17 protein-coding genes and 1 pseudogene are annotated in these 20,223 nt (G+C 58.1%); 9 read left to right on the top strand and 9 right to left on the bottom strand.

All coding sequences use genetic code 11. The annotated features are described in order from the left end of the window. The first annotated feature begins 31 nt into the window (after positions 1-31). The 3 genes from minD to BLT89_RS06155 are packed head-to-tail and all read left to right on the top strand — an operon-like array spanning position 32 to position 1,796. Entirely contained in the window at positions 32-847 is an 816-nt protein-coding gene (gene minD, locus BLT89_RS06165) for a septum site-determining protein MinD (RefSeq protein ID WP_090198759.1), read from the top strand. Then, complete coding sequence (minE, locus tag BLT89_RS06160; RefSeq protein WP_090193600.1) at positions 844-1,101, top strand: cell division topological specificity factor MinE; 258 nt, start codon at positions 844-846, stop codon at positions 1,099-1,101. The genes minD and minE overlap by 4 nt, the downstream gene beginning before the upstream one ends. A 59-nt stretch (positions 1,102-1,160) precedes the next feature. Beyond that, positions 1,161-1,796, top strand: a complete 636-nt coding sequence (locus tag BLT89_RS06155; protein WP_090193599.1) for an RluA family pseudouridine synthase — start codon at positions 1,161-1,163, stop codon at positions 1,794-1,796. 72 nt (positions 1,797-1,868) lie between these two features. Here the strand turns inward: BLT89_RS06155 and BLT89_RS06150 are convergent, their stop codons facing one another. The 9 genes from BLT89_RS06150 to BLT89_RS06110 form a co-directional block, all read right to left on the bottom strand. After that, the gene (locus BLT89_RS06150) at positions 1,869-3,044 is read right to left on the bottom strand and encodes a CaiB/BaiF CoA transferase family protein (protein ID WP_090193598.1); all 1,176 of its coding nucleotides are present in this window, start codon (positions 3,042-3,044) and stop codon (positions 1,869-1,871) included. Between the two features lie 76 nt (positions 3,045-3,120). Beyond that, a complete protein-coding gene (locus BLT89_RS06145; RefSeq protein WP_090193597.1) occupies positions 3,121-4,260 on the bottom strand; it encodes an acyl-CoA dehydrogenase family protein in 1,140 nt (379 codons plus the stop codon). A gap of 156 nt (positions 4,261-4,416) precedes the next feature. Beyond that, complete coding sequence (locus tag BLT89_RS06140; RefSeq protein WP_090193596.1) at positions 4,417-6,795, bottom strand: efflux RND transporter permease subunit; 2,379 nt, start codon at positions 6,793-6,795, stop codon at positions 4,417-4,419. After that, entirely contained in the window at positions 6,792-7,781 is a 990-nt protein-coding gene (locus tag BLT89_RS06135) for a WD40/YVTN/BNR-like repeat-containing protein (protein WP_231975068.1), read from the bottom strand. Before BLT89_RS06135 ends, BLT89_RS06140 begins: the two co-directional genes overlap by 4 nt. 440 nt (positions 7,782-8,221) lie before the next feature. Then, positions 8,222-9,589: a DUF1329 domain-containing protein gene (locus BLT89_RS06130; RefSeq protein ID WP_090193594.1), complete on the bottom strand. Its 1,368-nt coding sequence runs from the start codon at positions 9,587-9,589 to the stop codon at positions 8,222-8,224. Between the two features lie 65 nt (positions 9,590-9,654). After that, positions 9,655-11,631, bottom strand: a complete 1,977-nt coding sequence (locus BLT89_RS06125; protein WP_090198756.1) for a DUF1302 domain-containing protein — start codon at positions 11,629-11,631, stop codon at positions 9,655-9,657. A gap of 374 nt (positions 11,632-12,005) precedes the next feature. After that, positions 12,006-13,190 carry an acetyl-CoA C-acyltransferase gene (locus BLT89_RS06120; protein WP_090193593.1) on the bottom strand — a complete coding sequence of 395 codons (1,185 nt, stop codon included), beginning with the start codon at positions 13,188-13,190 and terminating at the stop codon, positions 12,006-12,008. A 2-nt stretch (positions 13,191-13,192) separates the two neighbouring features. Further along, positions 13,193-13,639, bottom strand: a complete 447-nt coding sequence (locus BLT89_RS06115) for an acyl-CoA thioesterase (protein WP_090193592.1) — start codon at positions 13,637-13,639, stop codon at positions 13,193-13,195. Between the two features lie 158 nt (positions 13,640-13,797). Further along, complete coding sequence (locus tag BLT89_RS06110; protein WP_090193591.1) at positions 13,798-14,961, bottom strand: iron-containing alcohol dehydrogenase; 1,164 nt, start codon at positions 14,959-14,961, stop codon at positions 13,798-13,800. Between the two features lie 328 nt (positions 14,962-15,289). Between BLT89_RS06110 and BLT89_RS06105 the strand changes: the two are divergent. The 6 genes and pseudogenes from BLT89_RS06105 (at position 15,290) to BLT89_RS06080 (ending at position 20,170) form a co-directional block, all read left to right on the top strand. Then, a pseudogene (locus tag BLT89_RS06105) lies at positions 15,290-16,130 on the top strand (LysR substrate-binding domain-containing protein). Between the two features lie 333 nt (positions 16,131-16,463). Beyond that, entirely contained in the window at positions 16,464-16,931 is a 468-nt protein-coding gene (locus tag BLT89_RS06100) for a hypothetical protein (RefSeq protein ID WP_090193590.1), read from the top strand. A gap of 1 nt (position 16,932) precedes the next feature. Then, positions 16,933-17,508, top strand: a complete 576-nt coding sequence (locus BLT89_RS06095; protein WP_090193589.1) for a hypothetical protein — start codon at positions 16,933-16,935, stop codon at positions 17,506-17,508. 42 nt (positions 17,509-17,550) lie between these two features. Continuing rightward, positions 17,551-18,633, top strand: a complete 1,083-nt coding sequence (locus BLT89_RS06090) for a hypothetical protein (RefSeq protein WP_090193588.1) — start codon at positions 17,551-17,553, stop codon at positions 18,631-18,633. Positions 18,634-18,694: 61 nt separating this feature from the next. Continuing rightward, positions 18,695-19,393, top strand: coding sequence for a C39 family peptidase (locus BLT89_RS06085; RefSeq protein ID WP_090193587.1), 699 nt, complete (start codon positions 18,695-18,697; stop codon positions 19,391-19,393). 39 nt (positions 19,394-19,432) lie between these two features. After that, positions 19,433-20,170, top strand: coding sequence for a hypothetical protein (locus tag BLT89_RS06080; protein WP_090193586.1), 738 nt, complete (start codon positions 19,433-19,435; stop codon positions 20,168-20,170). Positions 20,171-20,223: the final 53 nt, after the last annotated feature.

Here is a 20,223-nt window from a genome sequence, read left to right as displayed (position 1 = left end):
CTGTTATTACTGATATTTGGGGTTTGATACCTTGGGCAAGATTCTTGTAGTCACTTCCGGCAAGGGTGGCGTAGGCAAAACTACCACCAGCGCCGCAATCGGTACCGGCCTGGCGCTTCGCGGATACAGAACGGTAATCGTCGATTTCGACGTCGGCCTGCGCAACCTCGACCTGATCATGGGCTGCGAACGCCGTGTGGTGTATGACTTTGTCAACGTCATCAACAATGAAGCCACGCTGACCCAGGCCCTGATCAAGGACAAGCGGCTGGAGAATCTCTACGTACTGGCTGCCAGCCAGACCCGCGACAAGGACGCGCTGAACAAGGAAGGCGTGGAGAAGATCATCACGCAACTGGCCAACGATTTCGATTACGTGGTCTGCGACTCCCCCGCCGGTATCGAAAAAGGCGCGTTCTTCGCCATGTATTTCGCCGACGAAGCGATTGTCGTGACCAACCCGGAAGTATCCTCGGTACGTGACTCCGACCGTATGCTCGGCCTGCTGGCAAGCAAGTCCAAGCGTGCTGAAGAAGGCCGCGAGCCGATCAAGGAATGTCTGCTGCTGACCCGTTACAACCCCGAGCGCGTGCAGAAAGGCGAGATGCTCGGTGTGCAGGACGTCGAGGAAATCCTTTCGATCAAACTGCTCGGCGTAATCCCCGAATCACAAGCGGTACTCAAGGCATCAAACACCGGCCAGCCGGTGATTCTCGATGAAGAGAGCGATGCAGGCCAGGCCTATGGCGATGCCGTTGACCGCCTGCTGGGCAAGGAAGTACCCCACCGCTTCCTCGAAATCCAGAAGAAAGGCCTGATGAAGCGCCTCTTCGGAGGTCGCGAATGAATATTTTTGATTTCTTCCGTCAACGCAAAACGCAAAACACCACCGCTTCCGTCGCCAAGGAGCGACTGTCGATCATTGTTGCCCACGAACGCGGCCAGCGCACCCAGCCGGACTACCTGCCAGCCCTGCAGAAAGAACTGGTCGAGGTGATTCGCAAGTACGTCAATATCGATCAGGACCAGGTGCATGTCGCTCTGGAGAACCAGGGCACCTGCTCGATCCTGGAATTGAACATCACCCTGCCCGATCGCTGATCGCCTGCAGGACAATCGACGGCGACCCTCTGGTCGCCGTTGTCATTTTTGGAATGCCGATGCCGCTGTCAACTATCCAGATCGTTCACCAGGATGCTGCGCTACTGGTGATCAACAAGCCGACCCTGCTGCTCTCTGTGCCCGGCCGCGCCGAAGACAACCGCGACTGTCTGGTCACCCGCCTGCAGGAAAACGGCTATCCGGAAGCGCGTATCGTGCATCGTCTGGACTGGGAAACCTCCGGCCTGATCGTGCTGGCCCGCGATGCCGACAGCCATCGCGAACTGTCCCGGCAGTTCCATGACCGCGAAACCGAAAAAACCTACACCGCCCTGTGCTGGGGCCAGCCGCAAGGCGATAGCGGGCAGATCGACCTGCCCCTCCGCTATGACCCGCCGACCAAGCCACGCCACGTGGTTGATCATGAACTGGGCAAACATGCACAGACCTTCTGGCGCGTGCTCGAACGGCATGCGGAGTATTGCCGGGTCGAGCTGACGCCGATCACCGGGCGCTCACATCAGCTACGGGTGCATATGCTGTCCATCGGCCATCCGCTGCTTGGTGACATGCTGTATGCCCATGAACAGGCGCTGGCTGCCGCAGACCGCCTGTGCCTGCATGCCAGCATGCTCAGCCTGACACACCCGCAAAGCGGCGAACGCCTGCGCTTCGAGTGCCCGGCACCGTTTTAGCCTGCACAAGCCCCGATCGGACAAGCCGGTTTGCCGGGCACCCGGTAATTGACGAGCAACCGGCTGAACGCCTCAGCCAATCACCTTCGCCGCCTTCAGTTCGGCGATCTGCTCCGGTGAATAGCCCAGGCCGCGCAGGACCTCCTCGTTATGCGCGCCCAACGGCGCACCTATATGGCGAGGTTCGCCAACCCCGGCAGAGAACTTGATCGGATGGGCCAGCTGGCGCTGCGCCGGTTTCCCCTCACGCGGCACGTCCACTACCAGTTCACGGGCGCGGATTTGCGGGTGCTCGACCGCTTCGGAAAATTTCAGCAGCGGCTCCACGCAAGCATCCAGCGCAGCAAACACTTCGCGCCATTCGGCTGCATCGCGCTTGGCGAACTCTTCGCGCAGGGCACTCTTGAGTTCCGCCTGTTTGTCCGGGCGCAAACCCAGCACGGCCAGCTCGGGACGCCCCAGCGCACTGCACAGCTGCTGCATGAATTGCGGCTCCAGGCTGCCCACCGAGAACCACTGACCGTCTCTGCTGCAGTAGTAATCGTAAAAACTGCCGCCGTTGATGGCATTGCCCTGCATCGACGGTTCGATACCCGCGGTCAGATAAGCGGCACCGGCCATGGCATTCAGGCTGAAGGAACAGTCGGTCATGCTTACATCCACATGCTGCCCCTGGCCGGTTGCCTGCCGTTGCACCACCGCAGCCAGCAAGCCGACCACACCATGCAATGAGCCGCCAGCAATGTCGGCCACCTGCACACCCAGCGGCAATGGCCCGCTTTCGGTGCGGCCAGTGTGGCTGGCGATGCCGGCCAGGGCCAGATAGTTGATGTCATGTCCGGCACGGTCGCGGTAGGGGCCGGTCTGGCCATAGCCGGTGATGGAGACGTAAATCAGCCCGGGATTGATCGCCCTGAGTGCTTCATAGCCAAGCCCGAGCCGGTCCATTACGCCCGGGCGGAACTGCTCGAGCACGATGTCGTACTCGCGCACCAGTTGCCTGACCACCTCGACCGCGGCCGGCGCTTTCAGATCCAGCGAGATGCAGCGCTTGTTGCGATTCAGATAGGCATGGCTGGCCGATACACCATCGACATGCGGTGGAAACAGGCGGGTCAGATCGACCCGCGTCGGCGACTCGATGCGCAGCACTTCTGCACCCATGTCGGCCAGCATCAGCGAAGCAAACGGCCCGGGCAGCAAGGTGGAGAAATCGAGAACCTTCAGTGAGGACAACGGACCACTCATCTACATATTCCTTCGGTTACGCAAGAATCACCTGAAATGCGAACTTGCCCTCTCCTTTCCGGAAAGGGCAACATTTTCAGAGTTTCATACCGCGACTGATGATCTCTTTCATGATCTCCGAGGTACCGGCAAAGATGCGCTGGATGCGCGCATTCGCATACATCTTGCAGATCGGATATTCCCACATGTAACCCCAGCCACCGTGCAACTGCACGCCTTCATCGACCACCTTGCCGAGCAGTTCGGTGGTGAACAGCTTGGCCTCTGCCGCCACTTCGGCACTGAGCAGCTTCTGGTTGTGATCCATCACGCAGCGGTCGACAAACACCTGCGCCACGTCGATCTGCGTGCGCATTTCTGCCAGTTTGAAGCGGGTGTTCTGGAAGTGCGAGATCGGCCGGTCAAAGGCCTTGCGCTGCTTCACATAGTCGATGGTGGTCTGCAACGCCGCTTCGGCGCCGGCTACCGCGCCACAGGCATTGGTCAGGCGCTCCTGGGCGAGCATGTTCATCAGGTAGATGAAACCACCGCGGGCGTCGCCGAGCAGATTGGCCTTCGGCACCTTGACGTTGTTGAAGAACAGCTCGGCGGTGTCCTGGCTTTTCATGCCGAGTTTCTTCAGTGGTGTGCCGCGCTCGAAGCCGGGCATATTGCGCTCGACCAGAAACAGGCCCATACCATGCTTGTTCGACGGGTCGGTTTTTGCCGCGACAATCACCAGATCAGCCAGCAGGCCATTGGAGATGAACACCTTGGAGCCATTGAGTTCGTAATGGTCACCCTTGTCCACCGCAGTGGTTTTCATACCGGCCAGATCGGAGCCGGCGCCGGGCTCGGTCATGGCTACGGCGAGGATGATATCGCCACTGATGATGCCCGGCAGGAAGCGTGCCTTCTGCTCGGCATTGCCGTACTCGGCAATGTACGGACCGCACAGGGCCGAATGCAGCGGCAGCATGAAACCGGCCTCGTTGATGTTGGCCAGCTCCTCGCACATGATCTGCTCGTAGCGGAAATCCTTCAGTCCGCTGCCACCGTACTCCTCGTCCGCCCACGGCAGCAGGAAGCCCATTTCACCGGCTTTCTTCCAGGCATCGCGACTGACTATGCCGGCCTCTTCCCAGGCATCCTGATGGGGCACGACTTCCTTTTGCAGAAAAGCGCGAAAGGACTCGCGGAACATGTTGTGCTCGGTTTCAAAATGAATGCGTTGCATGGCTAGTGACTCTCCGGAATGACCAGCCTCAGAGTAGGCAATCGTGTACCTGTGGCTCAATGACGCAAGCGCTCAGCACGGTTGACCCATTCGGTCAGCCGGCAGCACAAACAAAAACCGCGGCACAGGGCCGCGGTTTTTGTCAGCAGTGCAACCTTAGTGAGCGAGCAGCGAACCGCCCTTCTTGCCTGCCAGTTTCTCCGGCTTGATCAGGTAGTTGGCCAGGGCCGGCAGCAGCCACAGCGCACCGAACATGTTCAGCAGGAACATGAAGGTCAGCATCAGCCCCATATCCGCCTGGAACTTGATCGCCGAGAACATCCAGGTCGCCACACCGATCGCCAGGCACAGGCCAGTGAACAATACCGCCTTGCCGGTCGACTTGAGCGTCTGGTAATAGGCTTCCTGCAACGGCAAGCCGGCACGCAGATAGGTATCCAGACGACTGTAGATATAGATGCCGTAATCCACACCGATACCTACCCCCAGGGCAATCACCGGCAGCGTCGCCACCTTCACGCCTATGCCGAGGAAGGCCATCAGCGCATTACCCAGCACCGAGGTCAGTACCAGCGGAATGACAATACAGATGGTCGCCGGGAACGAACGGAAGGTGATCATGCACATCACGCCAACACAGATGTAGACCATGATCAGAATCAGCAACTCGTTGGTCTTGATCACCTCATTGGTAGCCGCCTCGATACCGCCGTTACCGGCAGCCAGCAGGAACTGCAGGTCATCGCTGTTGTTGTCCTTGGCAAAGGTCTCCACCGTATTGACCACCCGATCCAGGGTATGCGCCTTGTGGTCATTGAGGAACACTACCAGCGGTACCATCGAGCAGGTCGGGTTATACAGGCCGGAAGAGCGCCCCACCGAACCATTGAGTACATCCTGATTGCGCGACAGCGACTGCCACTTCAGGCTGGCCTCATTCATGGCCATGATCATCTGTTTGGACACGGTAATCAGCGACAGCGTGGATTGCACCCCTTCGGTGTTATCCAGCTTCCACATCAACTCATCCAGCAGCACCAGATTCGGGTGCTGCATGCACATCTCCTCCTTGCTCTTGACCATTACCACCAGCACGTCGGAGCTGGTCGAATAGTTGCTGATGATGAAGTCGTTATCCTTGTTGTAACGCGAGTCCGGACGCAATTCCGGTGCACCCTGGTCGAGATCACCGATCTGCAGGTTGTGCTTCTGGTACCAGAAGGCGGAAGTACCCACCACCAGCGCGATGACCACGGAAAATGCCGCCACTTTCGGATTGGCAAAGTTCGACAGCAGACGCCAGAACGGGTGCTCGCGCACGGCATCACGCTTGCTGATATCGATGGCCTTCTTGCTGATACCCAGATAGGAAATCGCCACCGGCAGCAGGATCAGGTTGGTGAACACGATCACCAGCACACCCATGGACGCACTCAGGGCCAGCTCGCGAATCACCCCGATATCGATCACCATCAGCGTGATGAAGCCCACCGCATCGGCGAGGATGGCGATCATCCCCGGCAGGAACAGCTGGCGGAAAGTCCGCCGGGCGGCAATCAGCGGGGTATCCGCTTCACTGGAGTTCAGGGCGATACCGTTGATCTTCTGCACACCATGGGAGATACCGATGGCAAAGATCAGGAACGGCACCAGCATCGAATAGGGATCCAGCCCGAAGCCGACCAGATGCATCAGACCGATCTGCCAGACCACCGCGATCAGCGTGGTCGACAACACCGAGATGGTGCTGCGCATGCAGCGGGTGAACCAGTACAACAGCACCAGCGTGATCAGGAAGGCGGCGAAGAAGAAGGTCACCACCATGGTCAGACCATCAATCAGATCACCGACCTTCTTGGCAAAGCCGACAATGTGAATCTCGACGTTGGGATTCTGCGCCTGGTATTTGTCACGCAGCTGTTTTTCCAGCAGATGGGAAAACTCCTGATAATCCAGATTCAGCAGCTTGCCTTTGTCTTCGGGGTCCGGATACACCTCCAGCAGCGGCACCTCGATGATGCTCGACTTGAAGTTGTTGCCCACCATACGGCCAATCTGCCCGGATTTGAGCAGGTTGTTGCGCAGTACTTCCAGACTCTGTTCGTCGCCGTTGTAGGATTGCGGAATTACCTCGCCGCCGGTAAAGCCCTCTTCGGTGACCTCAGTCCAGCGTACCCCGGCGCTCCACAAGGAACGCAAACCGGAACGCTCGACCCCCGGCATGTAAAACAGTTCATCCTGCATCTGACGCAGGGTTTCCATGTATTCCTTGTTGAAGATGTCACCGTTCTTGGCCTCCAGGGAGATGCGGATGCTGTTGCCGCCACCCAGATCCTCACGGTTGTCCATCATGTTGACGATGAAGGGATGATGCAGTGGAATCATCTTCTCGAAACTGGTCTGCGGCCGCATCTTTGTGGCCTGAAAGGCCAGGAAAAGGGTGACCAGGGTACAGATCAGGATGACCTTCAAGCGGTTGTTGAAAACCAGACGTTCCAGATAGGTGGTTTTTTCACCTTCGCAAATCTGTGTCATTGCGCACTCTCCATTTGCCCTGACGCCGCCGCACTACCCGGCTGATTGATCATCTGTACCCCGCCCTGTCCGACAGTAACCAGCTGTCCATCCGCCCCGGCTACCACACTGCTCAACGGCTTGCGGTCGGCCAGGTTGCTGACACTGAAAGTGAGCCCGTCATCGTGACTGACTGCCACGCTGCCGCCATTACCTACCAACACCACGCTGCCATCGGGCAGAGTCGATGCCCCGGCCAGACCGAACTTGAACGGCTCGCTGCCATCGCCCGGCAAGGTGATCTGCTGCCAGCTGTCGCCAAAATCAGTGGAGCGGAACACACTGCCGCGCAAGCCGAACACCAGCAGGCTGCGCGACTGCATCAGCGGCAAGGCACCAAACAGCGACCCTTCATAGGGTGACTCAAGCGTTTCCCAGGTCAGCCCGTTATCTGCCGAGCGAAATATCATGCCCATTTCGCCGGCAATCAGCAGCCCGGCATCCTTGACCTGGATGATCGAATTCAGATGCGCGCCGTCTTCGTTGTCCAGCAAATCGGCAACATCCTCCCAGCTCTGGCCGCCATCACTGGTCTCCAGCAGGGTGCCGTATGCGCCGACGGCAAAGCCATGTTCCAGGTTTTCAAACCAGACATCTATCAGCGGCGACTCGCGCTCGGGGTCTTCAAACTGCAGTGCCCAGGTCTCGCCGCCATCGGTGCTGACCAGAATCTGCGCATCGTGGCCAACCGCCCAGCCGTGCTGTGCATCGACAAAGTACACAGCGGTGAGCAACTGGCGCGTCGGCACCTTGGCCTGTGTCCAGCTCTTGCCCTGATCATCGGAATAGATGATGTGACCACGCTGGCCGACAGCCACCAGACGCTGGCCGGCATTCGCCACATCGAGTAGCAAGGTGCTGGTGATCTTGTCCACCGGCACTTCGATGGCACTGGTCGCAACAGAATCCTGCGCTGCCAGCACCGGCAAGCCGGAGCCAGCAAGCATCAGTGCGGCCATCAAGGCGGATAGTGAAAAGCGCTTCGCTGGTCGTGCGAGGCTTGCAATGCTGCTCGCTACAGACCTGCTACTGAAAAGTTCGATCATGTTTCCCCCTGAAGATTCTTGCGGCAGATGCAGCGTTTAAATCGCAGCGTACCCGCTTTGGCGGTTACGCCTTTGGCAAGAGCGTTTGTGAATGTGTTCAAAGCCATGTTGTGAAAACTCCCGACAACTGACTCAAGAAACGTAGCGCAAATATCCGAGTTATCTGTCACAGGTTATCCGAACCCTGTGGGAGCGGGCATGCCCGCGATACATTGCCTGGCACTCTATCGCGGGCATGCCCGCTCCCACAAAAGCATATCCATTAGCCGGAAACACATGGCACTGACATCAGCTAAAAAAAAGCCGCTAGCAGGTAGCGGCTTTTCTTCACCTCGGTCCGATCACCTGCCGCCGCGACGCAGCGCAGCCGGAGTGAACTCACCGTCAGCAGGAACCGGCAGGTTGAACTGCAGGGTGGTCTCTTCTTCACTATCCAGGTTCTGCACGTGGTAACGGCCGGACTGCAGGTCGTGATAAACGTCCAGCGCACTCCAGGTAGTCGGCAGATCGTAGTAGTTCTTCAGGTAGGCCAGCGAAACGCGCCACAGGTCACCACGGCCATCGTACTGATCCACTTCTGCTGCTTGCCAGCTGTCCTCGTCGAGGAAGAACACGCGCTTGGAGTAGATGTGCCGGGCATCAGCCTTCAGGTTGGCTTCCACTACCCACACACGGTGCAATTCCCAGCGGGTCAATGCAGGATCGAGATGGCCCGGCTTGAGAATATCGTCGTACTTCACACCTTTCGCGGTCAGGCGATAGTTGTTGTACGGGATATAGACTTCCTTCTTGCCGATCAGCTTCCAGTCGTAACGGTTTGGCGAACCGTTGTACATGTCGGTGTCATCCGCCGTACGCAGAGCATCCGACTCGTCGATCGGCGAATCGTATGCCAGGTTTGGCGCACGGCGTACGCGACGCTGACCGGAACTGTACTGCCAGGCTTGACGCGGTTCGGCAACCTGATCGAGGGTTTCATGTACCAGGGTGGCACCACCGGCCAGACGCGCCGGGCTCTTGATCTGGTTCAGATAGAAGAACATGCGGTTGTTGATGCTTTCGTAAGTCGCACCCGGCACGTAGTACTTGAACAGCACCTGGGTGTTACCGCTGACCGGCACGTAACTACCATTGCGCTGCACCGCCACTTCGGCACCGGTACGCAGTACATAGGTACCACGGTAACGGGCAATATGGTTCCAGATCGCCTCTACACCGCTCTTCGGAATCGGGAACGGAATGCCGCCGACGGCATCCTTGAAACCATTGCCGCCATCAACCAGCTTGGCCGTGGTGGCATTTTTCTTGGTGTTGTCATACACCCACTGCGGGGCTGCCCCCGAACGCCGGGTCTGGTACACCGGCATCTTGAAGGTGCTCGGGTAGGCATTCATCAGCGCCATTTCACCCGGAGTCATGTTGGCCTTGTATTGATCCATATTGGACTTGTCGATGGTGAACTCGACCTTGTCTTCAGGGAACGGATCGGGATGGTGGTCGCCCGGCTTGTAGGTGACACCGGCAGGTGCGCCAGTGATACCACCGGTCCACTCGGGGATGGTGCCCGCCGCGTTACCGGCTTTTTCAGCGCCCAGCGGCGTGAGTGTGGTGCCCAGTGTGTCAGCTTCCTGGGCGGAAACCGCAGCGTAGGCATTACCGGCCAGCGTCAGTGCTATGGCCGTGGCAATCAGCGAATGCTTGATCAGCATGGTTATGCTCCGTATTGATTGGTTTACAGCCGGGCCTTGCGGCCCGACCGATTCGCATCAGGTTATTAGAAGGAGTACTTGACGTTGACGCCGATGTTGTCGCGATCGTCAATGCCGCTATCGATAAAGTCGGTGTAGGCAATACCGGCCTGCAGGGTGTTCTGGTAATCGGCATCCAGACCGATGGTATAGGCCTTATTGCCCTCGACATAGCTGCCGGCCTGATGCGAGTTGCCTTCGAAATCGTGACTCCAGGCTACGCTCGGCGACAGGTTTACCCCGGCAAACACATCGTTCCAGGTACCTTGCGCGACCAGCGTATAGCTGTAGGCGTTGCGGTTGATCTGGTCGTCACGGCTGTTGTCTACGTTCAGATATTCAGAATTGGAGGCGCCAGAAAAGTAGCGATTTTCATAGGTACAAACGCCTGTTGTAGGCCCGGTAGGCGTCATGACACAACCTTCGTACTGCAAGCTATCGCCGCGGTAGGAAACACCAGCAAGTTCTACCACGCTGAAAAGCGAATTGAAGCCCAGCGACGGACCCCAGTTCTGAATACTACCAACCGAGTAGTTGTACATTTCAACGCGTTTGTAATTCTCCAGAGTGTCGCCAAGTCCAAGCTGCTTGCCGCCCACCTCAGCTTTGCTACCTCCATCGATGATTACCGTCTGCGACAGGGTGTCATTAAGTGCGTCATCCGATGTAGAAACACCAATCGGCATATTTGGCCGGTAAGCCAACTCACCAAAGAAAGAATTGTCGCCGACAGTAGTACTGAAGCTGAAGCCATACATGCGTACATCTTCGATGTATTGCCGCTGGGCGTTGATATTGCCGGCCAGATCGATAGTAGAAAGACCGATTGCCCCAGGAACGCCGACTGCACCTGCAAGAGTCGTCAAATCAACCCCTTGGTACCCATCAAGGTTGGCATTAATAATCGGCTCTTTTGTATGGTAATTGATGAAATACAGGCCGAACTCGGTTGAGTTCAACTCTTCCGCTATGTACTTGACATTTGTTCCCCACTGCCCGCCATCACGCGCATCGATATCCTGACCAATGGTTGCCACGCGCATAATCGAATTATTCTGGGCGTAGTTATTTCCGGGATAAATAAAGTTGTTGCCTTGCAGACCGGTGAGTTGCGTAACAATGCCTCCAGGCCCACCAAAGGCACCGTCCTTAAATGCTTGATAAACAGGCATAGCTGCGGCTAAAGAAGTTGCGTTGTTATAAGCGTAATTCCCACCGGGCGAGAAAAGGTCATCAGTCGAGTAGTAGGTGCCTACCGGATCCTGAACGGTTTCGGTCCATTCCCACTGGTAATACCCTTCAAACGAAAGGTCATCGGTGACGCCGAGGTTGAAACCCAGGGCCTGGGTCGGAATCAGTACTTCCTTGACTTCAGCACCCGGCAGGCGGAACGCCGAGGCATCCACCGGGTTGGAGGTGTTGATACCGTCGCGCACAAACAGTGCTTCACCCCAGTTGAATACCTGCTTGCCGGCCTTGACGTTGAGCGGCATACCGGCAACATCCCAGTCGCCCCAAAGGTAGGCATCAAGAAGCTTGGCATCCTGGCCGGAAATGCTCTGGGCTTCGCTGCCGAAGTGACTGTCGTGCGGGTAAGATTGGCTCGGTTGCGATGGATCGTTGTTGCTGTAGTAGTCACTGTTGTGATTCATCAACTCGGTGTCGTACAGCGCGGTGCCACGCATGAAACCACCGTAATTCTGGTATTGCATGGTCAGCTCGGAGGTGAGCTTGAACACCTGGGAAACCAGACCAGTGTCGAAATTGCGGTTGCCGTCGTTGCCGTTGATGTCGTCATTGTTTTCACTGGCCTGCTTCTTCACGCGCCACAACTGGCCATAAGAGGCAGTGCTGTTCAGCGAACCGCTGACTTCATCGCCGGCAAAACTGAATTCGAGGGCCTGTGCCTGTGCTGCCATCAGCAGAGGCAACATGCCGGCCAGGGTAAAACCGGCGGCTGCCGGGGCGAGGCGCAACACAGACTTTCGCGGTTTGATTTGCATCGACATTACTCCGAGGACTCATTGTTCTTATTTATTGCGCCACGGATCGAGCCGGGGCACGCGTCACGCTTGACTTCATCCGTGAGCGCAGACGCTCGGGATAACTTGCAACAGTTTGCAACAGCTTGCAACAACTCCCGACTCAACCCTTCAAACCAGTGAATGGTACGAGCGTGCAAGGTCACAAGACTACAACCAAGCAATCGCTTGGTTCAACTGAAAATTATGTGAAACACGATGTATTTTTCTTCAGCCTTTTGCAGCACTTCCCCAATGCCTCTGGAAGTCGCATTAGAAAAATCGATTAACTTTTTCTGGCAGCAATGCCGGATAGACCCAAGCCCAGGGCAGCCCTGGGCTTGCACTGAAAGTACTCAGAGAACTTCGAACAAACCGGCAGCACCCATGCCGCCACCGACGCACATGGTGATTACCACGTACTTCACGCCACGCCTTTTACCTTCAAGCAAGGCATGCCCGACCATGCGCGCACCGCTCATGCCGTAGGGGTGACCGATGGAGATGGCACCGCCGTTGACGTTCAGTCTGGCCGGATCGATGCCAAGCTTTTCGGCGCAATACAGCACCTGTACGGCAAAGGCTTCGTTGAGCTCCCACAGACCGATATCATCGACCGTCAGCCCGTGTTGCTTGAGCAGCTTGGGGACTGCGAAGACCGGGCCGATGCCCATCTCCTCGGGGGCCAGACCTGCCACGGCGATGCCGCGATACAGCCCCAGCGGCTTGAGATTGCGCTGCGCCGCCAGGCTGGCACTCATCAGTACGCTGGCGCTGGCGCCGTCGGACAACTGACTGGCGTTACCGGCAGTAATCACCCCGCCCTCAATCACCGGCTTGAGTTTGCTCAGATCCTCGAGCACCGTCTGCGGGCGATTGCCCTCATCATGGCTGAGGGTAACCTCTTCATAGCTGACGGCCTTGGTTTCCTTGTCGACCAGCTTCTTGCGCGCAGTAACCGGCACTATCTCGTTGGCAAACAACCCGGCAGCCTGCGCGGCGGCGGTGCGCTGTTGTGACAGCAGCGAATAGGCATCCTGGGCTTCGCGACTGATGCCGTAGCGCTTGGCCACCAGCTCGGCGGTCTGCAGCATCGGCATGTAGGCATGCTCGGCCATGGCGATGACATTCTCGTCACGCTCGCTATAGGCCCAGGCGCCGTGCTGGTTCTGCACCAGACTGATCTGTTCCTGACCGGCGCCGACTGCCACTTGCATGCCATCGACCATGATCTGTTTGGCCGCAATCGAGATAGCCATCAGACCGGAGGCGCACTGGCGGTCGATGGTCTGTCCACTGACGGTGAGTGGCAAACCGGCAGCCAGCGCCGACAGCCGAGCCAGATTGGTCGATGCAGTGCCACCCTGCATGGCGGTGCCCATCACCAGATCATCGATTTCGCCCGGCTCGACGCCGGCGCGCTCGACCGCAGCACGAATGGCCACAGCCGCCATGCTGGGTGATTTCAGGTCATTGAAGGCACCACGAAAGGCCTTGGCAATCGGTGTGCGGGCAGTGGAAACGATCACGGCTTCTTGCATGGTTAAATCTCCGCAGTGGATGGAAGTAGTCGCGCCAATGCGACGCGCAATGATTCGGGAATACTGGTCGGCCGGTTGCTTTCACGGTCGACGAACACATGGACAAAGCGCCCGGCCGCGCAGGCCTGCGCTTCACCCTGTTTGAAAATACCCAGCTCGTATTGCACCGAGCTGTTGCCCAGCTTGCCGACCCGCAAGCCGACTTCGATGCAATCGGGAAAGGCGATGGAAGCAAAATAATCGCAACTTGAACTGACCACGAAACCGACCACCGGCCCGCCATGGATATCCAGCCCGCCCGCCTCGATCAGGTAGGTGTTCACCGCGCTGTCGAAGAAGCTGTAGTAGATGACGTTGTTCACATGACCATAGACGTCATTGTCATGCCAGCGCGTGGTAATCGGCTGGAAGTGGCGGTAGTCGCTACGCAGTTGCTGCGGCTGGTTCATGCTTCAGTCCTTGTCATTCACCCTCCCGGAGGGTACCCGATCCAACGCCATTTTTTGCGGGAGCGGCGACTCGCCGCGGAAAAGTTTTCAAGCAGATCAAAAGCTCGCGCCGGGGGCGACGCTCCCCCTAAAAACTCTCCCGTTTGCAAGAGAGTGCCTCAATAGGCTTGCTGATAAATCGCCAGCGCTTGAGCCTCACTGACTTCACGCGGGTTATTCACCAGCAGTCGTTGTTGCAGCATGGCATCGCTGGCCAGTTGCGCCAGCATGCTTTCCGGCACGCCGGCATCGCGCAGGCGGCTGGGCAAGCCGCAGCGCTGATTGAGCTGGCTCAGTTCATCGATGAACTGCTGGCACAGGTTTTCCACGGAGCCCGGCTGCAAGCGCGCGCCCAGCAGCAACGGCGCCAGCTCGGCGTACAGCGGCGCGGCGACCGCTGCGTTGAAGCGCAACACCGCCGGCAATACCAGCGCGTTGCTCAGGCCATGGGGAATATGAAAATGCCCGCCCAGCGGATAGGCCAGCGCATGCACCGCACCCACCGGCGCATTGGCAAACGCCTGCCCGGCCAGGCAGGCACCCAGCAGCATGGCCTGACGCGCCTCACGATTCTTGCCATCCTGCATAACCGCCGCCAGATTCGCTGCCAGCAGGCGCAGGGCTTCACGGGCCAGCAGATCGGACAGCGGGTTCTTCTTGATCCTGCTGGTATAGGACTCGATGGCATGCACCATGGCATCGATACCGGTGGCAGCGGTTATCGCCGGCGGCAGACCGAGGGTCAGATCGGCATCCAGCAGCGCCAGATCCGGCAGCAGCAAAGGTGACACCACGCCCATCTTGGTGGTTTCACCGGTGGTGACGATCGCCACCGGGGTGACTTCCGAGCCGGTGCCTGCGGTGGTCGGCACCTGGATCAGCGGCAGGCGCTGACCCTTGGCATTGCCCACGCCGTAAATATCCTTGAGCGATTGCAGGCACAGCGGATGCGCCAGCAGGGCCACCAGCTTGGCGACATCCATTGAACTGCCGCCGCCAAAACCGATTACCAGTTGCGCCTGCATCGCCCGCGCCTGATCAGCCGCAGCCAGCACCACCGACTCCGGCGGATCAGCCAGAACCTGATCGAACACCTGCACCGTCACCCCTTCGCCGGCAAAAACCGGCAGGATGCTATCGAGCATGCCCAGGCGGGTGATCCCGGGATCGGTAACGATCAACACCGATTGTGCACCGCGCTCCCGGCACACCGCCCCAAGACGGACAGCGGCACCGGATTCGCAAAGAATTTGTGCAGTGGTGGCGAAGCTGAAAGGTTGCATGACTGATTCCTTTATTGCTCATCTGTAAGTTGATGGCTTGATCGCTTGATGGTTCCCATGCTCCAGCGTGGGAACCAGCCGGGGATGCTCTGCGCAGCGCCTGTCACTGCATACCCGCACTGGAGCTTGGGAACGCTGGGAAGCACTCAAAAAGCGAAGCTGGTTTCCGGCAGCGCCATCAGGCAACCGGCGCCGATCACCGCCGGCTGCCGGATGCTGCAGTCGCTGCTGCCCATTGCATTCACCTGCCGGAAAAAATCCCTTCGACACCATAGGCATGCCGTTACTATTTTAGAAATTTATTCTTGTGATACGCGGTATTTATCAGATGAATATCTCTACTTTCGACCTCAACCTGCTGCGGGTGCTGGATGCCCTGCTGCGTGAACGCACTGGGCAGGCTGCGCGAACAGCTGGAAGATCCGCTGCTGGTACGTGCCGGACGCAGTATGCAGCCCACGCCGAAAGCTCTGGAACTGGAAGCGCCGATTCGCCGGGCCTTGCAGCAAATCGAACAAAGTCTCAGTCAGGGTGGATGGTTTGATCCGGCCAGTCGCTAGCGGTTTCGCATTGCCATGACCGACTATGTCGAATTGCTGTGCCTGCCACGCCTGCTGCAACAACTCAGCATTGAAGCGCCGCAGGTACGCATCGATACCTGCAACCTCGGCCCGAACCTGCCGCTGGATGCCCTCGACAAGGGCGAACTGGATCTGGCACTGGGGCGCTTTGCCGAACTGCCGCCACGCGTCATGCGCCGCCCGTGGCTGCAGGAAACCCTGCAGCTGGCGGTACGCCGTGACCACCCGCAGGTACAACGCGCACCGGACCTGCAAGGTTTTCTGGCACTGCGTCATCTGTGGGTGCATGGCGGCCAGAGCAAGGGCATGGTCGACCAGTGGCTGAACGAGCAAGGCCTGCAACGGCAGATTACCTGCACCACGGCCAACTACCTGCAAGCGGCCCATATAGCTGCCAGTACCGATCTGGTCGCCGTATTGCCTCGCCGCCTGGCGCGCTACTTCGCCGGCCTGTTGCCATTACAACTGCACGAGCTGCCGTTTGCGCTGGAACCCTTTGAGCTGGAGATCACCAGCGTCGCCTTGCGTGAAAGCGACCCGGCGTTACAGTGGCTGATCGGCAAGATAGCGCGCCTCGTGCAGCCCTGAACGCGCTACAGGGCCCGCAGCAAAAGCTGCCAGCGGTTGTTCCGCTACTCCCGTTCTGCGGAAATCTGCCGTTTCGGGGTGCTTAGGGGTGTATCAGCAATGAAACACTTTGTGCAGCGCACGCGACCCGACAAAAGCCGTTACTGCTAGCCCCACCGCACTGCCGGGAGGTTTACGACCATTCGATGACTGTCTCAGCAGCTTTACAGTCGCTGAAAACCACTTCCATACTAAAATCTAACTTATTGATTTTATAGGAATATTAATTACTGGCACGTTCTCTGCGTTGTTAGAACCGCAAAGGGTTCAACACTTCACAGCAGGAGCGGAAGAATGAACAGGCAGTCCGGCATAATCATCTGGTTACTCGGCACCAGCCTCGCGGTCTTGTTGGGCGGGCCGGCAAGTGCCGAAAATGACGGCCAGATTGTACTTATGCGTGAGGTACAGCCGCGCACCGCAACCCGCACGCCACTGGCCCCGGATCCCAACCCGCGGGTCGTCAAGACTTCACCGGAAGCCTATGTCGACATTAGCAATGCGGTGGCGGCCGGTGAGTTGAGCGACTCCGACTTCGCCCATGTAAACAGTGGCATGGCAGCTTCCATGCACATGCTCACCGGGCGCCCCGGTTCCTTGCAGCAAAACGGTGTCAGCAATCAGCGCATCACCCGTGCCACTTCCGGCATAGGCGGCAAGGCTGGCGGTGGTGGCGGTGCGACCGGCGGAATTGCCGGCACCGTCAACCGGGGTGTCCAGCAAGGCCTGCGACCTCTCACGCAAGCACTTCCAGGACAATGACATGCGCCGGCTAACCCTTTTCCTCGTCAGTGCCCTGTGCAGCCAGCTGTTGTTGGCCGAACCTGCCATGCAGGCCGATGCCAGCATCAACCGGAGCGGTCAAAACTTCCAGGGCAACCTGATGTTCAATCAGGCTGCCGGTGATGCCCAGCAGCAGGCCAATGCCCGCGCCATTGCCATCGGCAACCAGTCTGCCGCGCAGACCAATGTCCAGCAAAGCAACAACCAGATTGCCAACCCGACACAAGTGAATGCCGCTGCCCATATTGGCGGCAGTTCCTTTGCCGGCAGTCAGGGCATCGTGGGAATCAATCAGGGTGCCGGTGGCGGCAACCAACAGATCAATGCCTTGCGCATCGCCGGTGGCGCTCCGCAAGGCCTGGATGACAGTGCGCTGGCGCAACAAAGCGTCACGCCTGCAAACCTCTCGGGTGCAACAGAACCTCAAAGCGGAGGGCGGGTCGTCTCGATAGACGATGCCGCATTTGGTAACAGCCGTGGTGTGGTCCAGTTGAACCAGAGCGCCGGGGTAGGTAATCGCAGCCTGAATAGCCTCGGCATCCGGATTTCGGAATAACTCCGTTTATCCGTCAACACAACTGTGATGGGAGATACAAAAATGAAAACCAAATATCTGCTCACCCCTCTGGCACTAGCGCTTGCCACTGTTCTGTCGGCCGGTGCTTACGCTGAAGGCAGACCCGGTGGAAATGACAACAACGACCGTAACAAAACCGAAGCTGGCGCCGTGCTGAATGACAGCCAGATCAACGGTAACAATCTGGTCAAGAACGAAGGCACCAAGAACACTGCCTCCGTTGATGGTTCTCTGGGTGGTGCCAGCGGTAATGTCGGCGTCAACGTCGCCGCCGGTGACAACAACCAGCAAGCCAATGCGGCCGCAATTGCTGCTGCCGACTCGGCCTTCATCTTTGCTACATCCGATATTAGTCAGGTAGGCCGTAACAACGCACTGAATAACTTCAGCGTACCAAACAATGCCTCGCTGAAAAATTCGGCCAACGGGTCCAGTGGTAACGTTGGTATCAACATTACTGCAGGCAACTACAATCAGCAGAAAAACGATATGGCGATTGCCTATTCGGGTGACGCGAACAACGCACTTGCCGTATCCAATACCTCGCAGCAATCCCACGGCAATGTCACCAACAACAATGCCACACTGGACTACGGCTCAGTGGGCGTTACGCTTAGCGGCGGCTTCGGTGGCGGTTATGCGGGTGCTGGTGGAGGTTCTTACTCCGGCCGTGCAGGCGGCACTACCAGTGGCACTGCCGACCAGATCGGTAATGTCTATCCGGATATCTGGACTGGCAACAGCCACCAGGGCGGCAGGGCTGATGGTCACTTCGACCTGGATACCCAGACCCAAGGCGGCTCCGACCTTAACAATGACGGCGGTGCTCTGGCCTTCAACGAAGAAGGCACCTACAGCGGCTCGGAAAGAGGCCATCTGGGCTTTGTCGAGGCCGGCAAGATTGGCCTGCAAGGCTCGGTCAGCGGGAATGTCCCCGTGGTTGCTGGCTTCAAACAAGCAGTGGTCAACAATGCCAGCGTGACCGGTTCGTTGAATAACGTCAGCGGTAACGTCGGCGTCAACGTAGCTGCCGGTGGTGGCAACCAGCAGAGCAACTCACTGACCATGGCGGTTGGATGCCAGGTCTGTGGCGGCGAACTCTAGGCCGGAATAGTGCGGGGCTCCTCATAAAGGGGCTCCGCGCTTTTTACAGGAGTTTGCCAGCATGTTTCGCCTCTGGTTTTTGCTGCTGATCTGTAGCGTACTCACACTGCCATGGCACGCCCCGGCGCAAGCTGCACGCATGCCGGTCGCTGCTCTACCCGGCGGTGGTCTGGTGTACAAACCGGTGGAAAGTATTCGCGAGCGTCGCTTCAGCGATCTGGTCGAACAGAAGACCGACTTCAGCTGTGGTGCTGCTTCCATGGCCACCATCCTCAATCAGGCCTACGGCTGGTCACTGACAGAAGAGGATGTGATCCTGGGCATGCTTGCCCAGGCCGATGAAAACCTGGTACGCACCCAGGGTTTTTCAATGCTGGATATGAAGAACTACGCAGCCAGTCTGGGAATGCGGGCACGTGGCTACCGGATTCAAACCAGCCAGCTGGACAGTGTCAGTATTCCGGTGATCGTGCTGATCGAAGTACGCGGTTACAAGCATTTCGTGGTGATGCAGCGCAGCGAAGGTGATGCGGTGTATGTCGGCGACCCCGTGCTGGGACACCAGAAATTGACCAAGGAAGAATTCAGCAAGGGCTGGAACGGTATCGTGTTCGCCCTGATCGGGCCCAACTATGACCGCAACAACCCCTTGCTCTCCCCGCCTGAGCCATTGACCGCCAGGCACCGGCTACCCGGTTACAAACTGGTCAACGATGCCGAGCTCATGGAGTTCGGATTTATTCAAAGTGATTTTTTCTAGCACTTGGTGCACGCGGACAGGATGTCCCGGGAGCATGAGATGAAATTCAGAATCAAGCCATGGATGATTGTCAGCCTGTTGCTACCAGCAATCCCGGTTAATGGATCCAGCCTGTTCAAACCCGTCGAGATCAGCGATGCCGAAATGGCCACTTTGCGTGGCCGCTATGTATTGCCCGAGGGCATCGTGCATTTTGGCGTGACCATGGCGACCCAATGGCGCAACAACAGCGGTGCCAGCATTGGCGCCCAGGTCAACTTGACCGTCAACAGACTGGCCCAGGCCAACCTGACGGTTAATCCATTATACGAATCCGGCAATAGCAATCTGCCAGATTACGCCAGCGGCCAGGTAATTGGTGGCCAGGGACTGAACAAGGTACAGGGAATTTCCCAGAGTGTGCGTACCGCCGGTGATTTCAACAGCGGCGAGAACTATGTAGACGTGCACATTGACCGCAGCCCCGGCCAGACCTTCAGCACAGAAGGGAAAAGCTGGGGCGGGAACCAGCAGTTCAGCAACGAGGCTGGCGCTGTACAGGTTTCTTCTGCCAATGGCGGGTTGAAACTTGACCTGGTCGCCGGACAGAACCAGGGACTGGCCAGCCAGTCGATCGGCCGCGGGGGCATTGCCCAGCAGGCCAATATCAGCGGCCAGATGAATCAGGTGCGCAATCTCACCAGCCTTACTGTCGCCCTCCAGCAGAACACCGCCAGGGCACAACGGGTCAACTGCAACCTGTCGGACCTGGCCATCATGCGCCGTGCTGGTTATTGAAATGCATGAATGCTGAGCGATGAAAATCAAAAGTGCCTTGCAAGGAGATGCCT

This window comes from Pseudomonas pohangensis, from assembly GCF_900105995.1.
GTDB classification, from domain to species: domain Bacteria; phylum Pseudomonadota; class Gammaproteobacteria; order Pseudomonadales; family Pseudomonadaceae; genus Aquipseudomonas; species Aquipseudomonas pohangensis.
The sequence above is the reverse complement of the archived record's forward strand: the minus strand, read 5'-3'. Positions and strand labels throughout refer to the sequence as shown.